Here is a 15,374-nt window from a genome sequence, read left to right on the forward strand (position 1 = left end):
ATTTCCGCCAAATGGACCATGCCACTCAGAGACTGGAAACCTGCTATGAGCCAATTCATGTTGATGTATGGAGAACGAATCTCCAGTTAAGCGATGGAGCCATTTACACAAAAAAATTTACAGACCCATCCATCTTGTTGAATACACTAAAATTATTATCGTAATATAGTCTGGAAGAACTTACTCATTTAGCGAGAGTTGCTCTTAAGCCTCCTCCCTGATGTGTAGATACCTATGCCGCCACAGGCAAACATCTCAAGACCGTTACCCTCGGCATCAGCGGCATGCCGGGCCGCGATTTACACCATTTTCGGGTTGACATTGTGCACCAAAGCTACCCGTCCGGGGATTGTATCAACCATTTAACAAGGAAGTAAGTGATTATTTTGATGGCAATTCAAATCAGATGCCTTCTAGAGAAAAAAGTTATGGCGAAGATAGTTACACTGCCTGTACCAGCTTAAGCAGCGGCGTTTGCTGATGTATACCCAGATCGCCAGCGCCCGGGAAAGAGCCAACCTGCTGTGCCTGTTTGCCAATAATGACGGCGGATCCCACGCCATGTTATCGGCGAAAAAAAATTACCCGGCGCAAACCCATTCCACCTATCGGCTGGATTGTGCGCTTTCCTTTCGCGGCGACGTCACTTTCTTTGCCGTGATGTATAAAAACAGCGACGGCCTCCGTCAGCCGCTGTTTACCCTTACCCGCACCATCGATAACACCCTGGTCGCCTATGCACCGGGCCAACAAGCCGCAGCGTCGGCTATTGCCCATCGGGTAAATCTGACTGAATTGGGCTTGTTAAAGCATCATTTTCTGCGGCTAATCGTTACGCTGGTGGGCGACCCCCACCACACGTCGGTTTTTGTGCAATGGGAAGCGGAGCAACGCCGTCGGGATCTTTTTTGCCTGCCGCTGCTGCCGGCGCTAAACGGTTCCCGCTACGAGTCGCGTTTCGGTATTATGGATTTGGCCGGCGTGGCCGGCGCAGACGCCTGGATGGTTATTCGCCACTATAGCGAAAAACACCGTCGGCTGAGGTAAACGGCAGCGGCCGCCAGCAGGATGTGGCGAGAGGGAGCGCGGCGTGTCGGCCCGGTGGCGAAGCAGGGCTTATACCCGGCGCGGTTAGCTGGAGCAGGAGATGGCCAGATGCCGTCCCCAATCGGGTGGCGGCGCGGCCAAATCATCCTGCCCGGGGTGGTCGCGGTAGGGATCACACAAAGCCTGATGCAGCCGCGCCAGTTCCCCTGTATCCCCCTTTTCCGCCCCGGTAATCGCCTGCTGGGCCAGGTAGTTACGCAGCACAATACGCGGGTTGGCCGCCAGCATTGCCTGGCGCCGCACGTCGTCGTCAACGCCCTCTTCCCCCAGCCGCCGCCGGTAACGGCCGAACCAGTCGTCAAACGCCGCCCGGTCGACAAAATCGTCGCGCAGCGGCGTGTGCGGATCCCGCCATGCGGTCAGGCTGAGCGCGCGAAAAGTCCGGGTATAATCGGCCCCCTCCCGCGCCATCAGTTGCAGCAAATTCGTCAACAACGCATTATCCTGTGCCTGTGCTTGGGTCAACCCCAATTTGGCGCGCATCCGCTCACCAAAAGCCGCCATCAGCGCCGGCTCGTAACCTGCCAGCGCGGCTTGCAAGTCCGCCACCGGCATCAGGCCCGCCAGCGACTGCGCCAACCGGTTAAGATTCCAGAGCGCCACCGCCGGTTGATTATCAAATGCGTAGCGCCCCTGATAATCGGAGTGATTGCAGATAAAGCCCGGTTGCCAGGCGTCGAGAAAACCATAAGGGCCATAATCAATGGTCAGACCGAGGATCGACATATTGTCGGTGTTCATCACGCCGTGGGCAAAGCCGCAGGCCTGCCAGCCGGCGATCATCCGCGCGGTGCGCGCCACCACATCAGACAACCACAGCCGATAACGGCCGTCGACACCCACCAGTGCGGGCCAGTGCCGTTCGATAACGTAATCCGCCAGGCGGGTAACGTTATCCTGCTGGCGCAGGTAATAAAAATGCTCAAAATGACCAAAACGCACATGGCTGTCGGCGATACGCATCATCATCGCGCCCGTTTCCGGCTGCTCGCGCCACACCGGCTCCTCGCTGGTGACAATCGTAAGCGCGCGGGTCGTGGCGATACCGAGATGATGCAGCGCTTCCGAGGCGAGAAATTCCCGCACCACGGAACGCAGTACCGCACGACCGTCGCCCATACGCGAATAAGGCGTCAGGCCGGCGCCCTTTAAATGCCAGTCAACGTTTTTGCCCTCCGCCAATTGCTGCTCGCCGAGCAGAATGCCGCGGCCATCCCCCAGACGGCCGGCCCAGACGCCGAATTGGTGCCCGCTGTACACCTGCGCCAGCGGCTGCATTCCGGGCAGCAGGCGCTCGCCGGCCCAAACGCCGGACGCCTGACCGGTGAACAGCGCCGGATCGAGCGCCAGATCCTGCGCCAGCTCGACGTTATGGTATAGCAAACGCGCACCGTTGAGCGGCGTGGGCGCCAGTTCACTGTAATAACCCGGCAGGCAGCGGTGATAACTGTTAGTAAACAGCGGATAATGTGGCATAGGCCCTCCTGCCCTCAGTATAGCCGGCGTCTTTGGCGCCCGACTTGCTACCGCCAACCGCGCGGCAGCAACGCCGGACGCCATGGGCGCACCCATTGCTGCCGCCAACCGCGCGGCGGCAACGACCGATGCCAAGGACGCGCCCTTTTCTGCCGCCAACCGCGCGGCAGCGACGCCAGACGCCAAGGGCGCGCCCATTGCTGCCGCCAACCGCGCCGCAGCAACGACCGATGCCAAGGGCGCGCCCATTGCTGCCGCTAACCGCGCGGCAGCAACGACCGATGCCAAGGGCGCGCCCACTGCTGCCGTCGGCGGCCGCAAGGATAACCCTGGATGCCACCGACGCGCGCATCAACGCAGGCTGGCCGCGAGCCAGTCCGCCACCGCCGTCAGCGACGCGTGCTCTTCCGGCCAGAGCGCTATCAGTTGCCTGCAGCACGCCGCAACCGCCGCCGCCCGGTAGTCCACCCCCGGCAGCCGTTGCGCCAGAGCTTCCAGCGGCGCGGGATTTAGACTGTCGGTGAAAATCCGGCAGCGGCTGATGGCGCCGTGCTCGACGTCAAAATGCAACTCCACTCCTCCCCAGGCAAAACGGGTGTCGAGCAGGTGACTAAAGGCCGGCGCGGCGCCAAAGTTCCATTCCCAGCTGCTTTGGCGACGAAACTGCTCGGCAAACCCTGGCAAATCAGGGATCTGCTGCGGCGAAATACGCTCCGGCACCGCCGACTCGCCATAGTGGGCAAAAAACGCCTGCTGTACGCTATGACACAGCCGCGCATGGTCGATGCCCGGCACCAGCTCGGCCAAATTCGCCACCCGCGAGCGCACCGAGGTGATCCCCTTGGCCTGTAATTTTTTCACATCGGGATTCAGGTAGTGTGCCAGGCGACTCAGATCGGCATGCAGCAACACCGTGCCGTGATGAAACCCGCGATCGGCGGTCTGGCGGTAGGCGGAGCCGCTGATTTTGCGTTCGCCGTCGGGCGTCGCTATTACCAAATCATTGCGCCCTGAGGCGCGGGCTTCAATCCCAAGCCGCCGCAGACCGTCCAACATGATGGCGGTGGAAATGCTTTTGTCATAGCCCGGCTTGCCGGCCATAAAGGTGAAACAGGTGTTGCCCAAGTCATGAAATACCGCCCCGCCACCGCTGCTGCGACGGGCCAGACGGATGCCATCGCGTTCCATACGCCGGGTATTGCACTCTTTCCAGGGGTTTTGCGCGCGGCCGATCACCACGGTTTGCGCGTTGCGCCAGAGAAACAGTACCCGCTGACTGGCCGGCATCTGGCGGAAAATGCACTCCTCTACCGCCAGATTGAACCAGGGATCGTGGGAATCCGATAACAGTAATCGTAATGCAGACATGTTTTCTCCCGGCACGGCACCGTCAGATACGCCGCGCCTGCCAATAGGCTTTACGCCAATAGCTGTTTTCCAAGGACGAGCGGATCACCCCGCGGCTGGTGGAGGCGTGAATAAAGGTGTTGTCGGTATCATAAATGCCGACATGCAGGCCATAGCGGCCGCTGCCGGTTTTGAAAAACACCAGATCGCCGGGCAGCAGCTCATCGCGATCCACCCGGCTGCCGATATCGGTTTGCGCCTCGGTGGTGCGCGGCAGCATAATAGCGAAACGGTCGCGGAAGGTGAGATAGACGAAACCGGAGCAGTCCAGCCCGCTCGGGCTCAGGCCGCCATAACGATAAGGGGTGCCGTACCATTGGTTCAGCTGGTCGTTAAGCGTGGCAATGACCATGATCGAATCGGACAGACGCGGATCCGGCGGCGGCGCATGGTGGCTACAGCCGGTCAACAACAGCGCCAGCCCCAACAGGAGAACAGCAGTCCTTTTCATTGTGGTTTCACTCTCTCACGCGCCACCAACCAGCGGCGGTCGCCGGCCGACACCAGGCTGAACGCAACGCCGAACACCTTAGCCAATTGTTCGGGCGTCATCACCTCGGCGGCAGCGCCAGCCGCCACCAGTTCACCCTGCGCCATCAGCCAGACCTCGTCGGCATGCGCCAGGGTATGATTGATATCATGCGCACACATCAGCACGCTCAGCCCCGCAGCGGTCAACAGGACAATCAGTTGGTCCAGCGCGACCTGTTGCGCGATATCCAGGCTGGCGGCGGGTTCATCCAGCATCAGCAGGCGGGCGTCGGTATTGAGCGTCGGCCAGACCTGCAGCATCACCGCCGCCAGCCGCGCCCGCTGCCACTCGCCGCCGGAAAGCGCGTTTAACGGCCGCGCCAGCATCGGCAACAGCGCCAGTCGCCCGGCGATGGACGCTACCGCCCGCGCCGTGGCCCGCTCACCGACCGCCGCCGGCTGGTGCTGGCGCAAATAGTGAAACACCGGCTGCGTACCACCGCCGCGCGCCAGCTGCGGCAGATAACCGCGCCGTCGGGCCAGCTCACCCGGGGTCCAGGCCGCAAGCGGTTGGCCCAGCACCTGCAGTTCACCGCGAAACGGTTGCAGGCCGGCCAGACAGCCGAGCAGCGTGCTTTTCCCGGCGCCGTTGGGGCCGATAATATGGATACGCCTGCCGGCGGTAACGGCGCGGGACAACGGCCGTAAACGGCCCGGGACGGAAATGTCTCGGGCATTGAGCAGCCAGGGGGACGAGGGTGACGTCAACGCCATCGCCTATTGCGCCAGCGCCTGTTGCAGCGCGTCGTGAAAAAGCGCGTCATCCGGCGTCACGTCAGGGGCGAAACGAGCCAATACGTTCCCGTCGCGACCGACGAGAAATTTCTCGAAGTTCCACAACACGTCGTCTTGATGCGTCGGCGTTACCCCCTTTGCGGCCAAGCGCGCATACAGCGTCCCCTCTGGTGCCGGCGTCGATGCTGGACAGGCCGCAATCAGCTCGTGGTACAGCGGATGGCGCTGCTCGCCGTTGACGTGGATTTTACTGAACATAGGAAATTGCACACCAAAAGTTCCACGGCAAAAGGCCAATATGTCCTCATCACTGCCCGGCTCCTGACCGGCAAATTCGTTCGACGGAAAACCCAGCACCTCAAACCCTTGATGGCGCCAGGTTTGATAAAGACGCTCCAAGCCCGCGTACTGGTCGGTAAGGCCACATTGGGAGGCGACATTGACTATCAGTAACACCGAACCTCGGTAGGGTTCGAGTGTGGTGATGTCGCCCGCCAGCGACTTTAACGGCAATGTATAAAGTGTTTCGTGCATCCTTCCCCTCCTTGCTGTCGCGCGAGCCCCGATGCCGGCAGCGGCTAGTCGCGCACGCGCACCAGCAGCCAAATAAACACCGGGGCGCCAAGCGTTGCGGTGACGACGCCCACCGGCAGTTCCGCGGCCCGCAGACTCATGCGGGCCACCACATCCGCCAGCAGCAGTATACCGCCGCCGGCCAGCCCGCAGCCGGGCAATAACGCGCGGTGATCGTTAAGCCCCCACAGTCTGAGGATATGGGGCACGACCAGACCGATAAAGCTGATGGCGCCGGCCAGCGCGACGCTTATCCCCACCATCCAGCCGAACGCCAGCACAAAGCCGGTGCGCCAGAAATAGACCGGCAATCCCAATTGCCGTGCGGACACGTCGCCCAACGCCTGCAGGTTCATCACCCGCCCGCAGAAGCATAGCCAAATAATAAAGGGCAGCAACGACAGCATCAGCCATTTATCGCGCCAGTCCACCCCGCTGAATCCGCCCATCAGCCAATAAAGCAGCTGGCGTAAATCCAGGCTGGTGCTGAAATAAATAAGCCAGGTCATCACGGCGCCGCACAGGATCCCCAGCGCCACGCCGGTCAACAGCAGCCGGGCATTGGACGTCTGTCGGCGCGCAAAACCCAACAGTACCAAGGTCATCAGCAGCGCGCCGGCTACCGCGCTCAGCCCCAATATCCATACCGGCAACCTGCCGCCGCCCAATAGCACCGCCAGCGTCAACGTCATGCCGGCGCCGTTGGCGACGCCGAGCAGGCCCGGCTCCGCCAGCGGATTGTCGAAAATGCCCTGCATGACCGCCCCCGCCATCGCCAGCGATGCGCCCACGACCACGACCGCCAGCGTTCGCGGCAAGCGCAGTTGCCAAATAAACAACCGCGCCTCGTCGCTCAACCAGCGATTGGGCCATAGCCAGATTTCACCGGCGCTAAGGCTAACGCCAGCAGCAGCAGCAGCAGCCCGAGCAGGGCCAACCGGCGCCGGTCGAGCCGCTGTTGCCTTTTCAGCAAACGGGCGTAACCCGGACTGCCCGAGGCGGTCATTTTGCCATCACTCCCTTGTCCGTCTTTACACGCTGGCGCAGCACGCCGCTGGCCCATTATGCCCCTATCCTAACGTTATCCTATTGAAAGTGATAGCACCGTAAGCGTTCAGGCGGCGGCGCGACGGCATAGGATGGTGGTCGCGCCGATCCCGGCGCCGCTGGGCATAGGGACACTGCAATGGGGAGACGGGGAATGGCTGAGAGGGTTTATTTGCGAGCCTTGTGCGCTGGCGGGTTCGCGCGACGGTACCGCCTATGGCGGCTGGTGCCGCTATAGCGAAGAGCGCGAGCGTTCGCGGCGGCCCGCGACATGGCGTTGCTAAGCCGAGGTGGATCAGCCAGCCGGTCAGCCGGTCAGCCGGTCAGCCGGTCAGCCGGTCAGCCGGTCAGCCGGTCAGCCGGTCAGCCGGTCAGCCGGTCAGCCGGTCAGCCGGTCAGCCGGTCAGCCGGTCAGCCAGAATGAAATCAAAGTCTCGGCCCCAGGGCCAGGACTCTGTCAGCACTCTTTATGCCAAAGCCGTGTCGCGAAAAGATAACAGCACCGGCGCCTTTGTTGCGTCTGCTTCACTCTTTCGGTGAGGCATTCTCAACACGGCTTTTCAGCTTCTGTCCCGGGCGGAAGGTCACCACCCGGCGAGCGGTAATGGGAATATCCTCGCCCGTTTTTGGATTGCGTCCTGGCCGCTGATTTTTGTCGCGCAAGTCAAAATTACCGAAACCTGATAATTTAACCTGCTCGCCATTTTCCAACGCCCGGCGCACTTCCTCAAAAAACAGTTCCACAATTTCTTTGGCATCCCGTTTGCTCAGCCCGAGCTTTTCAAACAGGTATTCTGACATTTCAGCTTTAGTAAGCGCCATAAGTTCAATCCCTCAAGGATGCTTGGAATCGCTGCTTTAGTGCCGCCACGCATTTCGCAACGGTCGCGGCAATCTCCTCTTCTTCCAGTGTACGAGCGGTATCCTGCAAGATCAGGCTGATAGCCAGACTCTTAAAACCTTCCGCTACGCCCCTGCCCCGGTACACGTCAAACAAGTTTACGCCAACTAACTGATTTGCGCCAACTTTCTTACACTCCGCGATAATATCTGCTGCGGCGACGTCATCAGCCACCACCACGGCGATGTCACGGCGGTTAGCGGGGAAGCGGGAAATGTCATTCGCTTCAGGCACTTTACGCTCGGCAACCTTCTCCCAGAGTAGTTCAAACACCAGCGTACGGCCATTTAAATTCAGTTTTGCTTCAAGCTCGGGATGAATTACGCCAATGAATCCAATGGCTTCATTGTTAAGATAAATTGCGGCGCTCTGACCCGGATGCAGCGCGGGATGCCGTTGTGCCCTGAACTCAATATCGTCTAATTTGCCGGTAAGCTCAAGTATTGCCTCAAGATCGCCTTTGGCGTCGTAAAAATCTACCGGCTGGCGCGGCTGATCCCAATGTTCATCGGACCGCGGACCGGCAATGACCCCGGCCAGCATAAGATCCTGACGAATTCCCAGGTCGGCAGCGTTATCAGGCACAAAGCGCAAACCGCTCTCAAACAGGCGGACTCGCTGCTGCTGACGATTCTGATTATAGACCACCGCGCCAAGAAGACCGGTCCATAATGACAAACGCATCGCGGACATATCCTGGGAAATCGGGCTGGGCAGCATCAGCGGCGCCTGCTGAGGATGCAGCAGCGCCTGGGTTTTGGGATCGACAAAACTGTAGGTGATCGCTTCTTGATAGCCGCGGTCCACCAACAGCGTTTTAACCCGCGCCAGCGGCAGCGCCGCCTCGCGGTGGTGCGGCATCACCAGATTGGCGCGCACCGGCACATTGGGGATCGCGTCGTAGCCGTACACCCGCGCGACCTCTTCTATCAAATCTTCTTCGATAGCCATATCAAAACGCCAGCTCGGCGCCACGGCCTGCCAGCCCTGGGCGGTACGGCTGACCTGGCAGCCCAGACGGGTCAGAATATCGCTCACGTCTTCGTCCGGGATAACATGGCCAATCAAACGGTCCAGGGTTTTACGGCGCAGCGTGATGGTGGCCGGCTGCGGTAGCGCGGATGCGGAAGTCACATCGATAACCGGGCCCGGCTGGCCGCCGCAGATGGCGACCAGCAGCGCGGTCGCCCGCTCCATGGCGCGCGGTTGCAGCGCCGGATCCACGCCGCGCTCATAGCGGTGCGATGCATCGGTGTGCAGCCCGTAGCGGCGGGCGCGGCCGGTGATGGCCAACGGGTTAAAAAAGGCGCATTTCAGCACCACGTCGCGGGTGGTCGGGCTGATACCGGACGCGGCGCCGCCGAAAATCCCCGCCATGGCCAGCGCCTGGCTATGGTCGGCAATCACCAGCGTATCGGGCGAAAGCGTCACATCGCTGCCGTCGAGCAAGGTCAGCGTCTCATCCTGCCCGGCATGACGCACCACAATCCCCCCTTCGATGCGCGCGCGATCGAAAGCATGCATCGGCTGCCCCAGCTCCAGCAGCACATAGTTGGTAATATCCACCACCGCGTCCACCGAGCGCAGTCCACAGCGGCGCAGTTTTTCCGTCATCCACAGCGGCGTCGCGGCGCCGATATTGATATTCTTCACCACCCGGCCCAAATACCGCGGGCAGGCGTCGGGCGCATCAACGCGGATAGGCAATGTGTCGCTAATCACCGGCGCCACCGTCTCGATGGCTGGCATGTGCAGCGGCAGGCGGTTGCGCACCGCGACATCGCGGGCAATACCGAGCAGACCAAGGCAGTCGGCGCGGTTCGGCGTCACGCTGATATCGATAGTGTTATCGTCGAGCTGCAAATACGCGCGGATATCCTGGCCGACAGGCGCCTCGGCGGGCAGTTCAATGATGCCGTCATGGTCGCCGCTAATGCCTAATTCGGAGAACGAGCACAGCATGCCTTCCGACGGCTCTCCGCGCAGTTTGGCGGCTTTGATTTTAAAGTCGCCCGGCAGCACAGCACCAAGCATAGCCACCGCCACCCGCAGATCGGCGCGGCAATTGGGGGCGCCGCAGACGATATCCAGCAGCCGCTCGCCGCCGACATCCACCTTGGTGACGCGCAATTTGTCGGCGTTGGGATGCTGACGGCACTCCACCACCCGACCGACTACCACGCCGGTAAACCGGCCGGCGACCGATTCCACACCGTCCACTTCCAGGCCGGACATGGTAATTTGATCCGCCAGCGCCTCGCTGTCGATGGCAGGATCCACCCATTCACGCAGCCAAAGTTCACTGAATTTCATGTGTTAATCCCGCCCTTATTTAAATTGTTTAAGAAAACGCAGATCGTTTTCAAAGAATGCGCGCAAATCCGTGACACCGTAACGAAGCATCGTTAACCGCTCCATGCCCATGCCGAAAGCGAAGCCGGAGTATATTTCCGGATCGATGCCGACATTGCGCAGGACATTCGGATGCACCATGCCGCAACCCAACACTTCCAGCCAACGACCGTTTTTGCCCATCACGTCCACTTCGGCGGAGGGTTCGGTAAACGGAAAATAAGACGGGCGGAAACGGACCTGCAGGTCTTCTTCAAAAAAGTTGCGCAGAAAATCATGCAGCGTGCCCTTCAGGTTGGTGAAACTGATATCGGTATCGATAATCAGCCCCTCCATCTGGTGGAACATCGGCGTATGGGTCTGGTCATAATCGTTGCGGTACACCCGCCCCGGCGCAATAATGCGAATCGGCGGCTGCTGCGCCTTCATGGTACGGATCTGTACGCCGGAGGTCTGGGTGCGCAAAAGCCGGGTGGCGTCAAACCAGAAGGTATCGTGATCGGCACGTGCAGGGTGATGGGCGGGGATATTCAGGGCGTCGAAATTATGATAATCATCTTCGATTTCCGGCCCGGTAGCCACCGAAAAGCCCAATTCACCGAAGAAATGTTCAATACGCGCGATGGTGCGGGATACCGGATGCAGACCGCCGTTTTCCATGCGGCGCCCCGGCAGCGAGACGTCCAGCGTCTCGGCCGCCAGCCGCGCCTCCAGCGCCGCGCCCTCAAGCGATGCTTTGCGCTCGGCCAGCGCCTGCTGCACGTCCTGTTTGGCCTGATTGATTACCGCACCCGCCGCCGGCCGCGCGTCCGGCGCCAGATCCCGCAGCGCCGTCATTTGCTGGGTAAAATGCCCTTTTTTGCCTAAATATTCGACGCGGACCAACTCCAACGCCTCTATATCCTGGGACCGTTCGATATCTGCTTTGGCCTGCACAACCAAATCTGCGAGATGTGGCATTGCTTTCCTCTTCTTCCTGCCGTAGATGGCTTAACCGTAAATGAGCGGATGGCCCTGACCTTATAAAACGGGCAGCGCACCCCGCTTATCAGCAATAAAAAAGCCTCCACTCCGGGAGGCTTTAGCGCTATTTTTCGTTTCTTGACTTACGCGCAAGCCCCCGGGATACAGGTGCTAAAGTAAAAAAAGAAACGGAAAATAGCAGCATTCATGCTTGCATTACCTTGTAGATGCTGTGTTTTGACAACGTAAAATCCTGCCCGACGTTGATGCGAAAAAAAAAAAGAGGGAGACCGGCTCCCTCTTCTTTAACCGGCTTACGCCAGGGCGCCTTTCGCTTTATCGGCCAGAGCGGCGAAAGCCACTTTGTCGAACACAGCGATATCCGCCAGGATTTTACGGTCGATCTCAATGGACGCTTTTTTCAAGCCATTGATGAACCGGCTGTAAGAAATACCGTTCTGACGGGCCGCGGCGTTGATACGCGCGATCCACAGCTGACGGAACTGACGTTTCTTCTGACGACGGTCACGGTAAGCGTACTGACCTGCTTTGATAACCGCCTGAAAGGCGACACGGTAAACGCGCGAACGGGCACCGTAGTAGCCTTTCGCTTGTTTCAAGATTTTTTTGTGACGTGCACGTGCTACCACACCACGTTTTACGCGAGCCATATGCTCTCTCCTAAAGTCTTATTCAAACCAATTAAAATGACGCTTACGCGTAGGGCAGACAACGTACGACCAAACCCAGATCCCCTTTGGAAACCATGGATTTCGGGCGCAGGTGACGCTTACGCTTAGTGGATTTTTTGGTCAGAATATGACGCAGGTTAGCATGCTTACGCTTGAAACCGCCCGAAGCCGTTTTCTTAAAGCGCTTTGCGGCACCGCGTACTGTCTTGATTTTTGGCATGAGTTTATCTCTACTCCGCATTGTTAATAATATGAATCAGTGAGGCGAAGGCGACGCCGAAACGGCGCCTTACTTGTCAGGCCTTACTGTTTCTTCTTGGGTGCGAGCACCATGATCATCTGGCGGCCTTCAATTTTGGAGGGGAAAGATTCCACTACCGCCAGTTCACTCAAATCGTCGCGAACGCGATTAAGCACTTCGATGCCGATCTGTTGGTGCGCCATTTCACGTCCGCGGAACCGCAGGGTGATTTTGGCTTTATCGCCGTCTTCCAGAAAACGAATCAGGTTGCGTAGTTTTACCTGATAGTCGCCTTCATCGGTACCAGGCCGGAATTTGATTTCCTTAACCTGAATAACTTTCTGCTTTTTCTTCTGCTCTTTGGTGGATTTGCTCTTCTCATAGAGGAACTTGCCGTAATCCATGATTCGGCAAACCGGCGGCTCGGCATTGGGGCTGATTTCGACTAAATCAACGCCCGCTTCCTCAGCTTTTTCAAGCGCTTCATTCAGGCTGACTATACCAATCTGCTCGCCGTCGATACCCGTCAGACGAACCTCTGCGGCGCGGATTTCTCGGTTTATACGATTGGGACGCGCCGGTTGAACTCGTTTTCCGCCTTTAATACTTTATTCCTCCAGTTGATGAAGATTACGGCTGCGGATTTCGTGCTGCAGCGTGGTAATAATCTCGTTAACGTCGAAACTGCCCAAGTCTTTACCGCGGCGTGTACGCACGGCAACCTTGCCTGCTTCAACTTCTTTATCTCCGCAGACCAGCATGTAAGGCACCCGACGCAAAGTATGTTCGCGGATTTTAAAGCCTATTTTTTCATTTCTCAAGTCTGCTTTCACCCGAATCCCTGCCGCAGACAGTTTTTCCGTCAGTTTTGCGACATATTCCGACTGATTATCGGTAATGTTCATCACGACGACCTGCGTCGGCGCCAGCCAGGTCGGGTAGAAACCCGCATACTCTTCCGTCAGAATGCCAATGAAACGTTCCATTGACCCCAGAATAGCGCGGTGGATCATGACCGGCACCACCCGTTCGTTGTTTTCCCCGACGTACGAGGCGTTCAAACGACCGGGCAGCGAGAAGTCGAGCTGCACCGTACCACATTGCCAGGCACGATCCAGGCAATCGAGAAGCGTAAATTCAATTTTGGGACCATAAAAAGCCCCCTCGCCCGGCTGATATTCAAAGGCGATACCGTTTTCCGTCAGCGCGGCGGCCAGGTCCTGCTCCGCCCGGTCCCAGGCGTCATCGCTGCCGATACGCTTTTCCGGGCGGGTAGACAGTTTGACCAGGATTTTCTCGAAGCCAAACGTGCCGTACATATCATACACCATTTTGATGCAATTGTTTACTTCATCTCGTACCTGGTCTTCGGTACAAAAGATATGGGCGTCGTCCTGGGTAAAGCCGCGTACCCGCATCAATCCGTGCAGCGAGCCAGACGGCTCATTGCGGTGGCAACTGCCGAATTCCGCCATCCGCAGCGGTAAATCGCGATACGACTTCAGACCCTGATTGAAAATCTGCACATGCCCCGGGCAATTCATCGGTTTGATACAATATTCCCGGTTTTCCGACGAGGTAGTAAACATATGCTCGGCGTAATTGTCCCAGTGCCCGGTCTTTTCCCACAGCACGCGGTCCATCATGAACGGGCCTTTCACTTCCTGATACTGATAGGCTTTGAGCTTCATACGCACAAAGGTTTCCAGCTCGCGGAAAAGCGTCCAGCCGTCGTTGTGCCAGAACACCATACCCGGCGCTTCTTCCTGCATGTGATACAAATCAAGCTGCTTGCCGATTTTACGATGATCGCGCTTCGACGCTTCTTCCAGATGCTGCAGGTAGGTATTAAGCTGCTTTTTATCGCCCCAGGCGGTACCGTAAATGCGCTGTAGCATTTTGTTTTTACTGTCGCCGCGCCAATAGGCGCCGGAGGTTTTTTGCAGGGTGAAATGATGGCAGAAACGCATATTGGGCACGTGCGGGCCGCGGCACATATCGACGTATTCTTCATGATGATAAAGCCCGGGACGTTCATCGCGACGGATATTCTCGTCGAGGATAGCCACTTTATAATCCTCGCCGCGCGCGACGAACGCCTCACGGGCCTGCTGCCAGCTGACTTTTTCCTTGATGACGTCGTAGTCTTTTTCAGCCAGTTCGTGCATCCGCTTTTCCAGCAGGCTGATATCGTCCTGGGTCAGGGTATGATCGAGATCGACGTCATAATAAAAGCCTTTGTCGATAACCGGACCGATCGCCATTTTGGTCTGTGGCCACAATTGTTTGATGGCGTGTCCCAGCAAGTGGGCGCAGGAATGGCGGATTATTTCCAGCCCCGCCTCGTCTTTGGCGGTAATAATGGCCAGTTGGGCATCGTGGTCAATGACATCAACGGCATCAATCAGCTCGCCGTTAACGCGGCCGGCGATGCAGGCTTTGGCCAGACCGGGACCAATGTCGCGAGCCACATCAAGGGGGGAAACGGGATTGGCAAACTGACGCTGACTGCCATCAGGGAGAGTTATAACGGGCATGCGGGTTCCTTAAATGCAGTGGTGATCCCTACGCAAGATCACTTACGTTTCATCTTTTTTGTCGATATCAACCGATTACGCTGCCAACTAACCAACAATCGCGAGTTTGGCAGGCAAACAGCTTCACTCATCACCCACCGCGCCAACGGTAGGTCACTTTCGGCGCTATGGTATCACTTATCCGGCAAGACCACATCTTTGCGTCGCCGAGCCTGCGTAAATAAGCGGCGGCAACGGCACGCGGGACACGCAAAATCGCCGCAGTGGCGGGGTTAACCTCGCGGCGGTGAGCCTGAGGATGGGGTTAGCATGGCAAATTGTGCAGAGGGGATCAGGGCGGCAGAGGGGAGTAAATAGGGAAATTCGCTGAGGGCGGCAGCCTGGGCGTCTGCTGAGGACGGAAGTAGGCAAATCTGCCCCCAGCGCGCCGCGGCGTGACGCCGTGCCGCTGGGCTCGACCCGCTGCCGGGTCCGTCTTAGCCTGCGAAGTAATCCCCTTGGCGCAGATCCGTTATCATATCCGGGCCGGTCGGCGTCCAGCCCTGAATAACCCCGAGTTTATTAGAGAGTAATTTTGGCAATACTACGCCGCTTCCTCTGATGCTAATTGCAAAGCGTAATAGTTCATTTCGGCTTCAGTAGGAGGGATGTAACCCAGCCGCCCGAGCAGCCTTCTGTTGTTGTACCAGTCCACCCAGTCCAGCGTGGCCAACTCCACTTCCGTCCGGTTTTTCCAGCTCCCGCGGTGGATAACCTCCGTTTTGTACAACCCGTTGATACTCTCTGCCATCGCATTATCGTAGGAGTCGCCG

16 protein-coding genes, 1 pseudogene and 1 other annotated feature are annotated in these 15,374 nt (G+C 58.4%); of the genes and pseudogenes, 2 read left to right on the forward strand and 15 right to left on the reverse strand.

Annotation, left to right across the window (positions count from 1 at the left end; translation table 11 throughout):
* Window positions 1-480: 480 nt before the first annotated feature.
* On the forward strand, window positions 481-1,047 hold the full coding sequence (locus CINSTRO3249_RS05260) for a hypothetical protein (RefSeq protein ID WP_074012478.1): 567 nt from the start codon (window positions 481-483) through the stop codon (window positions 1,045-1,047).
* An 84-nt stretch (window positions 1,048-1,131) separates the two neighbouring features.
* On the opposite strand, the gene CINSTRO3249_RS05265 is transcribed toward CINSTRO3249_RS05260, so the two are convergent.
* The 6 genes and pseudogenes from CINSTRO3249_RS05265 to btuC all read right to left on the reverse strand — a co-directional run bounded on the left by CINSTRO3249_RS05265 (window position 1,132) and on the right by btuC (window position 6,835).
* Window positions 1,132-2,583 carry a protein adenylyltransferase SelO gene (locus CINSTRO3249_RS05265; RefSeq protein WP_074012479.1) on the reverse strand — a complete coding sequence of 484 codons (1,452 nt, stop codon included), beginning with the start codon at window positions 2,581-2,583 and terminating at the stop codon, window positions 1,132-1,134.
* Between the two features lie 351 nt (window positions 2,584-2,934).
* Window positions 2,935-3,951, reverse strand: coding sequence for a lipoate--protein ligase A (locus CINSTRO3249_RS05275; protein WP_074012481.1), 1,017 nt, complete (start codon window positions 3,949-3,951; stop codon window positions 2,935-2,937).
* 22 nt (window positions 3,952-3,973) lie between these two features.
* Window positions 3,974-4,441, reverse strand: coding sequence for a C40 family peptidase (locus CINSTRO3249_RS05280; protein WP_074012482.1), 468 nt, complete (start codon window positions 4,439-4,441; stop codon window positions 3,974-3,976).
* The gene (gene btuD / locus CINSTRO3249_RS05285; protein WP_074012483.1) at window positions 4,438-5,235 is read right to left on the reverse strand and encodes a vitamin B12 ABC transporter ATP-binding protein BtuD; all 798 of its coding nucleotides are present in this window, start codon (window positions 5,233-5,235) and stop codon (window positions 4,438-4,440) included. The genes CINSTRO3249_RS05280 and btuD overlap by 4 nt, the downstream gene beginning before the upstream one ends.
* A gap of 3 nt (window positions 5,236-5,238) precedes the next feature.
* Window positions 5,239-5,790: a glutathione peroxidase gene (locus CINSTRO3249_RS05290; protein WP_074012484.1), complete on the reverse strand. Its 552-nt coding sequence runs from the start codon at window positions 5,788-5,790 to the stop codon at window positions 5,239-5,241.
* 44 nt (window positions 5,791-5,834) lie between these two features.
* Window positions 5,835-6,835: pseudogene (btuC, locus tag CINSTRO3249_RS05295) on the reverse strand (vitamin B12 ABC transporter permease BtuC).
* A 133-nt stretch (window positions 6,836-6,968) separates the two neighbouring features.
* Here btuC and CINSTRO3249_RS17565 point away from each other — a divergent pair.
* Window positions 6,969-7,160 (forward strand): allophanate hydrolase-related protein, encoded by a 192-nt coding sequence (locus CINSTRO3249_RS17565; RefSeq protein WP_074012486.1) that lies wholly within the window; start codon window positions 6,969-6,971, stop codon window positions 7,158-7,160.
* Window positions 7,161-7,401: 241 nt separating this feature from the next.
* Here CINSTRO3249_RS17565 and ihfA read toward each other — a convergent pair whose 3' ends face one another.
* The 9 genes from ihfA to CINSTRO3249_RS05340 form a co-directional block, all read right to left on the reverse strand.
* On the reverse strand, window positions 7,402-7,698 hold the full coding sequence (gene ihfA, locus CINSTRO3249_RS05305) for an integration host factor subunit alpha (RefSeq protein WP_011411244.1): 297 nt from the start codon (window positions 7,696-7,698) through the stop codon (window positions 7,402-7,404).
* 4 nt (window positions 7,699-7,702) lie between these two features.
* A complete protein-coding gene (gene pheT, locus CINSTRO3249_RS05310; RefSeq protein ID WP_074012487.1) occupies window positions 7,703-10,090 on the reverse strand; it encodes a phenylalanine--tRNA ligase subunit beta in 2,388 nt (795 codons plus the stop codon).
* Between the two features lie 15 nt (window positions 10,091-10,105).
* Window positions 10,106-11,089 carry a phenylalanine--tRNA ligase subunit alpha gene (pheS, locus tag CINSTRO3249_RS05315; RefSeq protein WP_074012488.1) on the reverse strand — a complete coding sequence of 328 codons (984 nt, stop codon included), beginning with the start codon at window positions 11,087-11,089 and terminating at the stop codon, window positions 10,106-10,108.
* Between the two features lie 93 nt (window positions 11,090-11,182).
* Window positions 11,183-11,306, reverse strand: a sequence feature (Phe leader region).
* A complete protein-coding gene (gene pheM, locus CINSTRO3249_RS16430; RefSeq protein WP_174249733.1) occupies window positions 11,236-11,301 on the reverse strand; it encodes a pheST operon leader peptide PheM in 66 nt (21 codons plus the stop codon). Its footprint overlaps the feature before it by 66 nt.
* 100 nt (window positions 11,307-11,406) lie before the next feature.
* Entirely contained in the window at window positions 11,407-11,763 is a 357-nt protein-coding gene (rplT, locus tag CINSTRO3249_RS05320; protein ID WP_074012489.1) for a 50S ribosomal protein L20, read from the reverse strand.
* 43 nt (window positions 11,764-11,806) lie between these two features.
* On the reverse strand, window positions 11,807-12,004 hold the full coding sequence (gene rpmI, locus CINSTRO3249_RS05325; RefSeq protein ID WP_011411240.1) for a 50S ribosomal protein L35: 198 nt from the start codon (window positions 12,002-12,004) through the stop codon (window positions 11,807-11,809).
* Window positions 12,005-12,087: 83 nt separating this feature from the next.
* Entirely contained in the window at window positions 12,088-12,630 is a 543-nt protein-coding gene (gene infC, locus CINSTRO3249_RS05330) for a translation initiation factor IF-3 (RefSeq protein WP_074012490.1), read from the reverse strand.
* 3 nt (window positions 12,631-12,633) lie between these two features.
* Window positions 12,634-14,562: a threonine--tRNA ligase gene (thrS, locus tag CINSTRO3249_RS05335; RefSeq protein ID WP_074012491.1), complete on the reverse strand. Its 1,929-nt coding sequence runs from the start codon at window positions 14,560-14,562 to the stop codon at window positions 12,634-12,636.
* A 583-nt stretch (window positions 14,563-15,145) separates the two neighbouring features.
* Window positions 15,146-15,374, reverse strand: a 229-nt coding sequence (locus CINSTRO3249_RS05340; RefSeq protein ID WP_143146879.1) for an integrase core domain-containing protein, incomplete at its 5' end; no start/stop codon positions are given.

It is taken from the genome of Candidatus Sodalis sp. SoCistrobi (assembly GCF_900143145.1).
Taxonomy (GTDB): Bacteria; Pseudomonadota; Gammaproteobacteria; order Enterobacterales; family Enterobacteriaceae; genus SoCistrobi.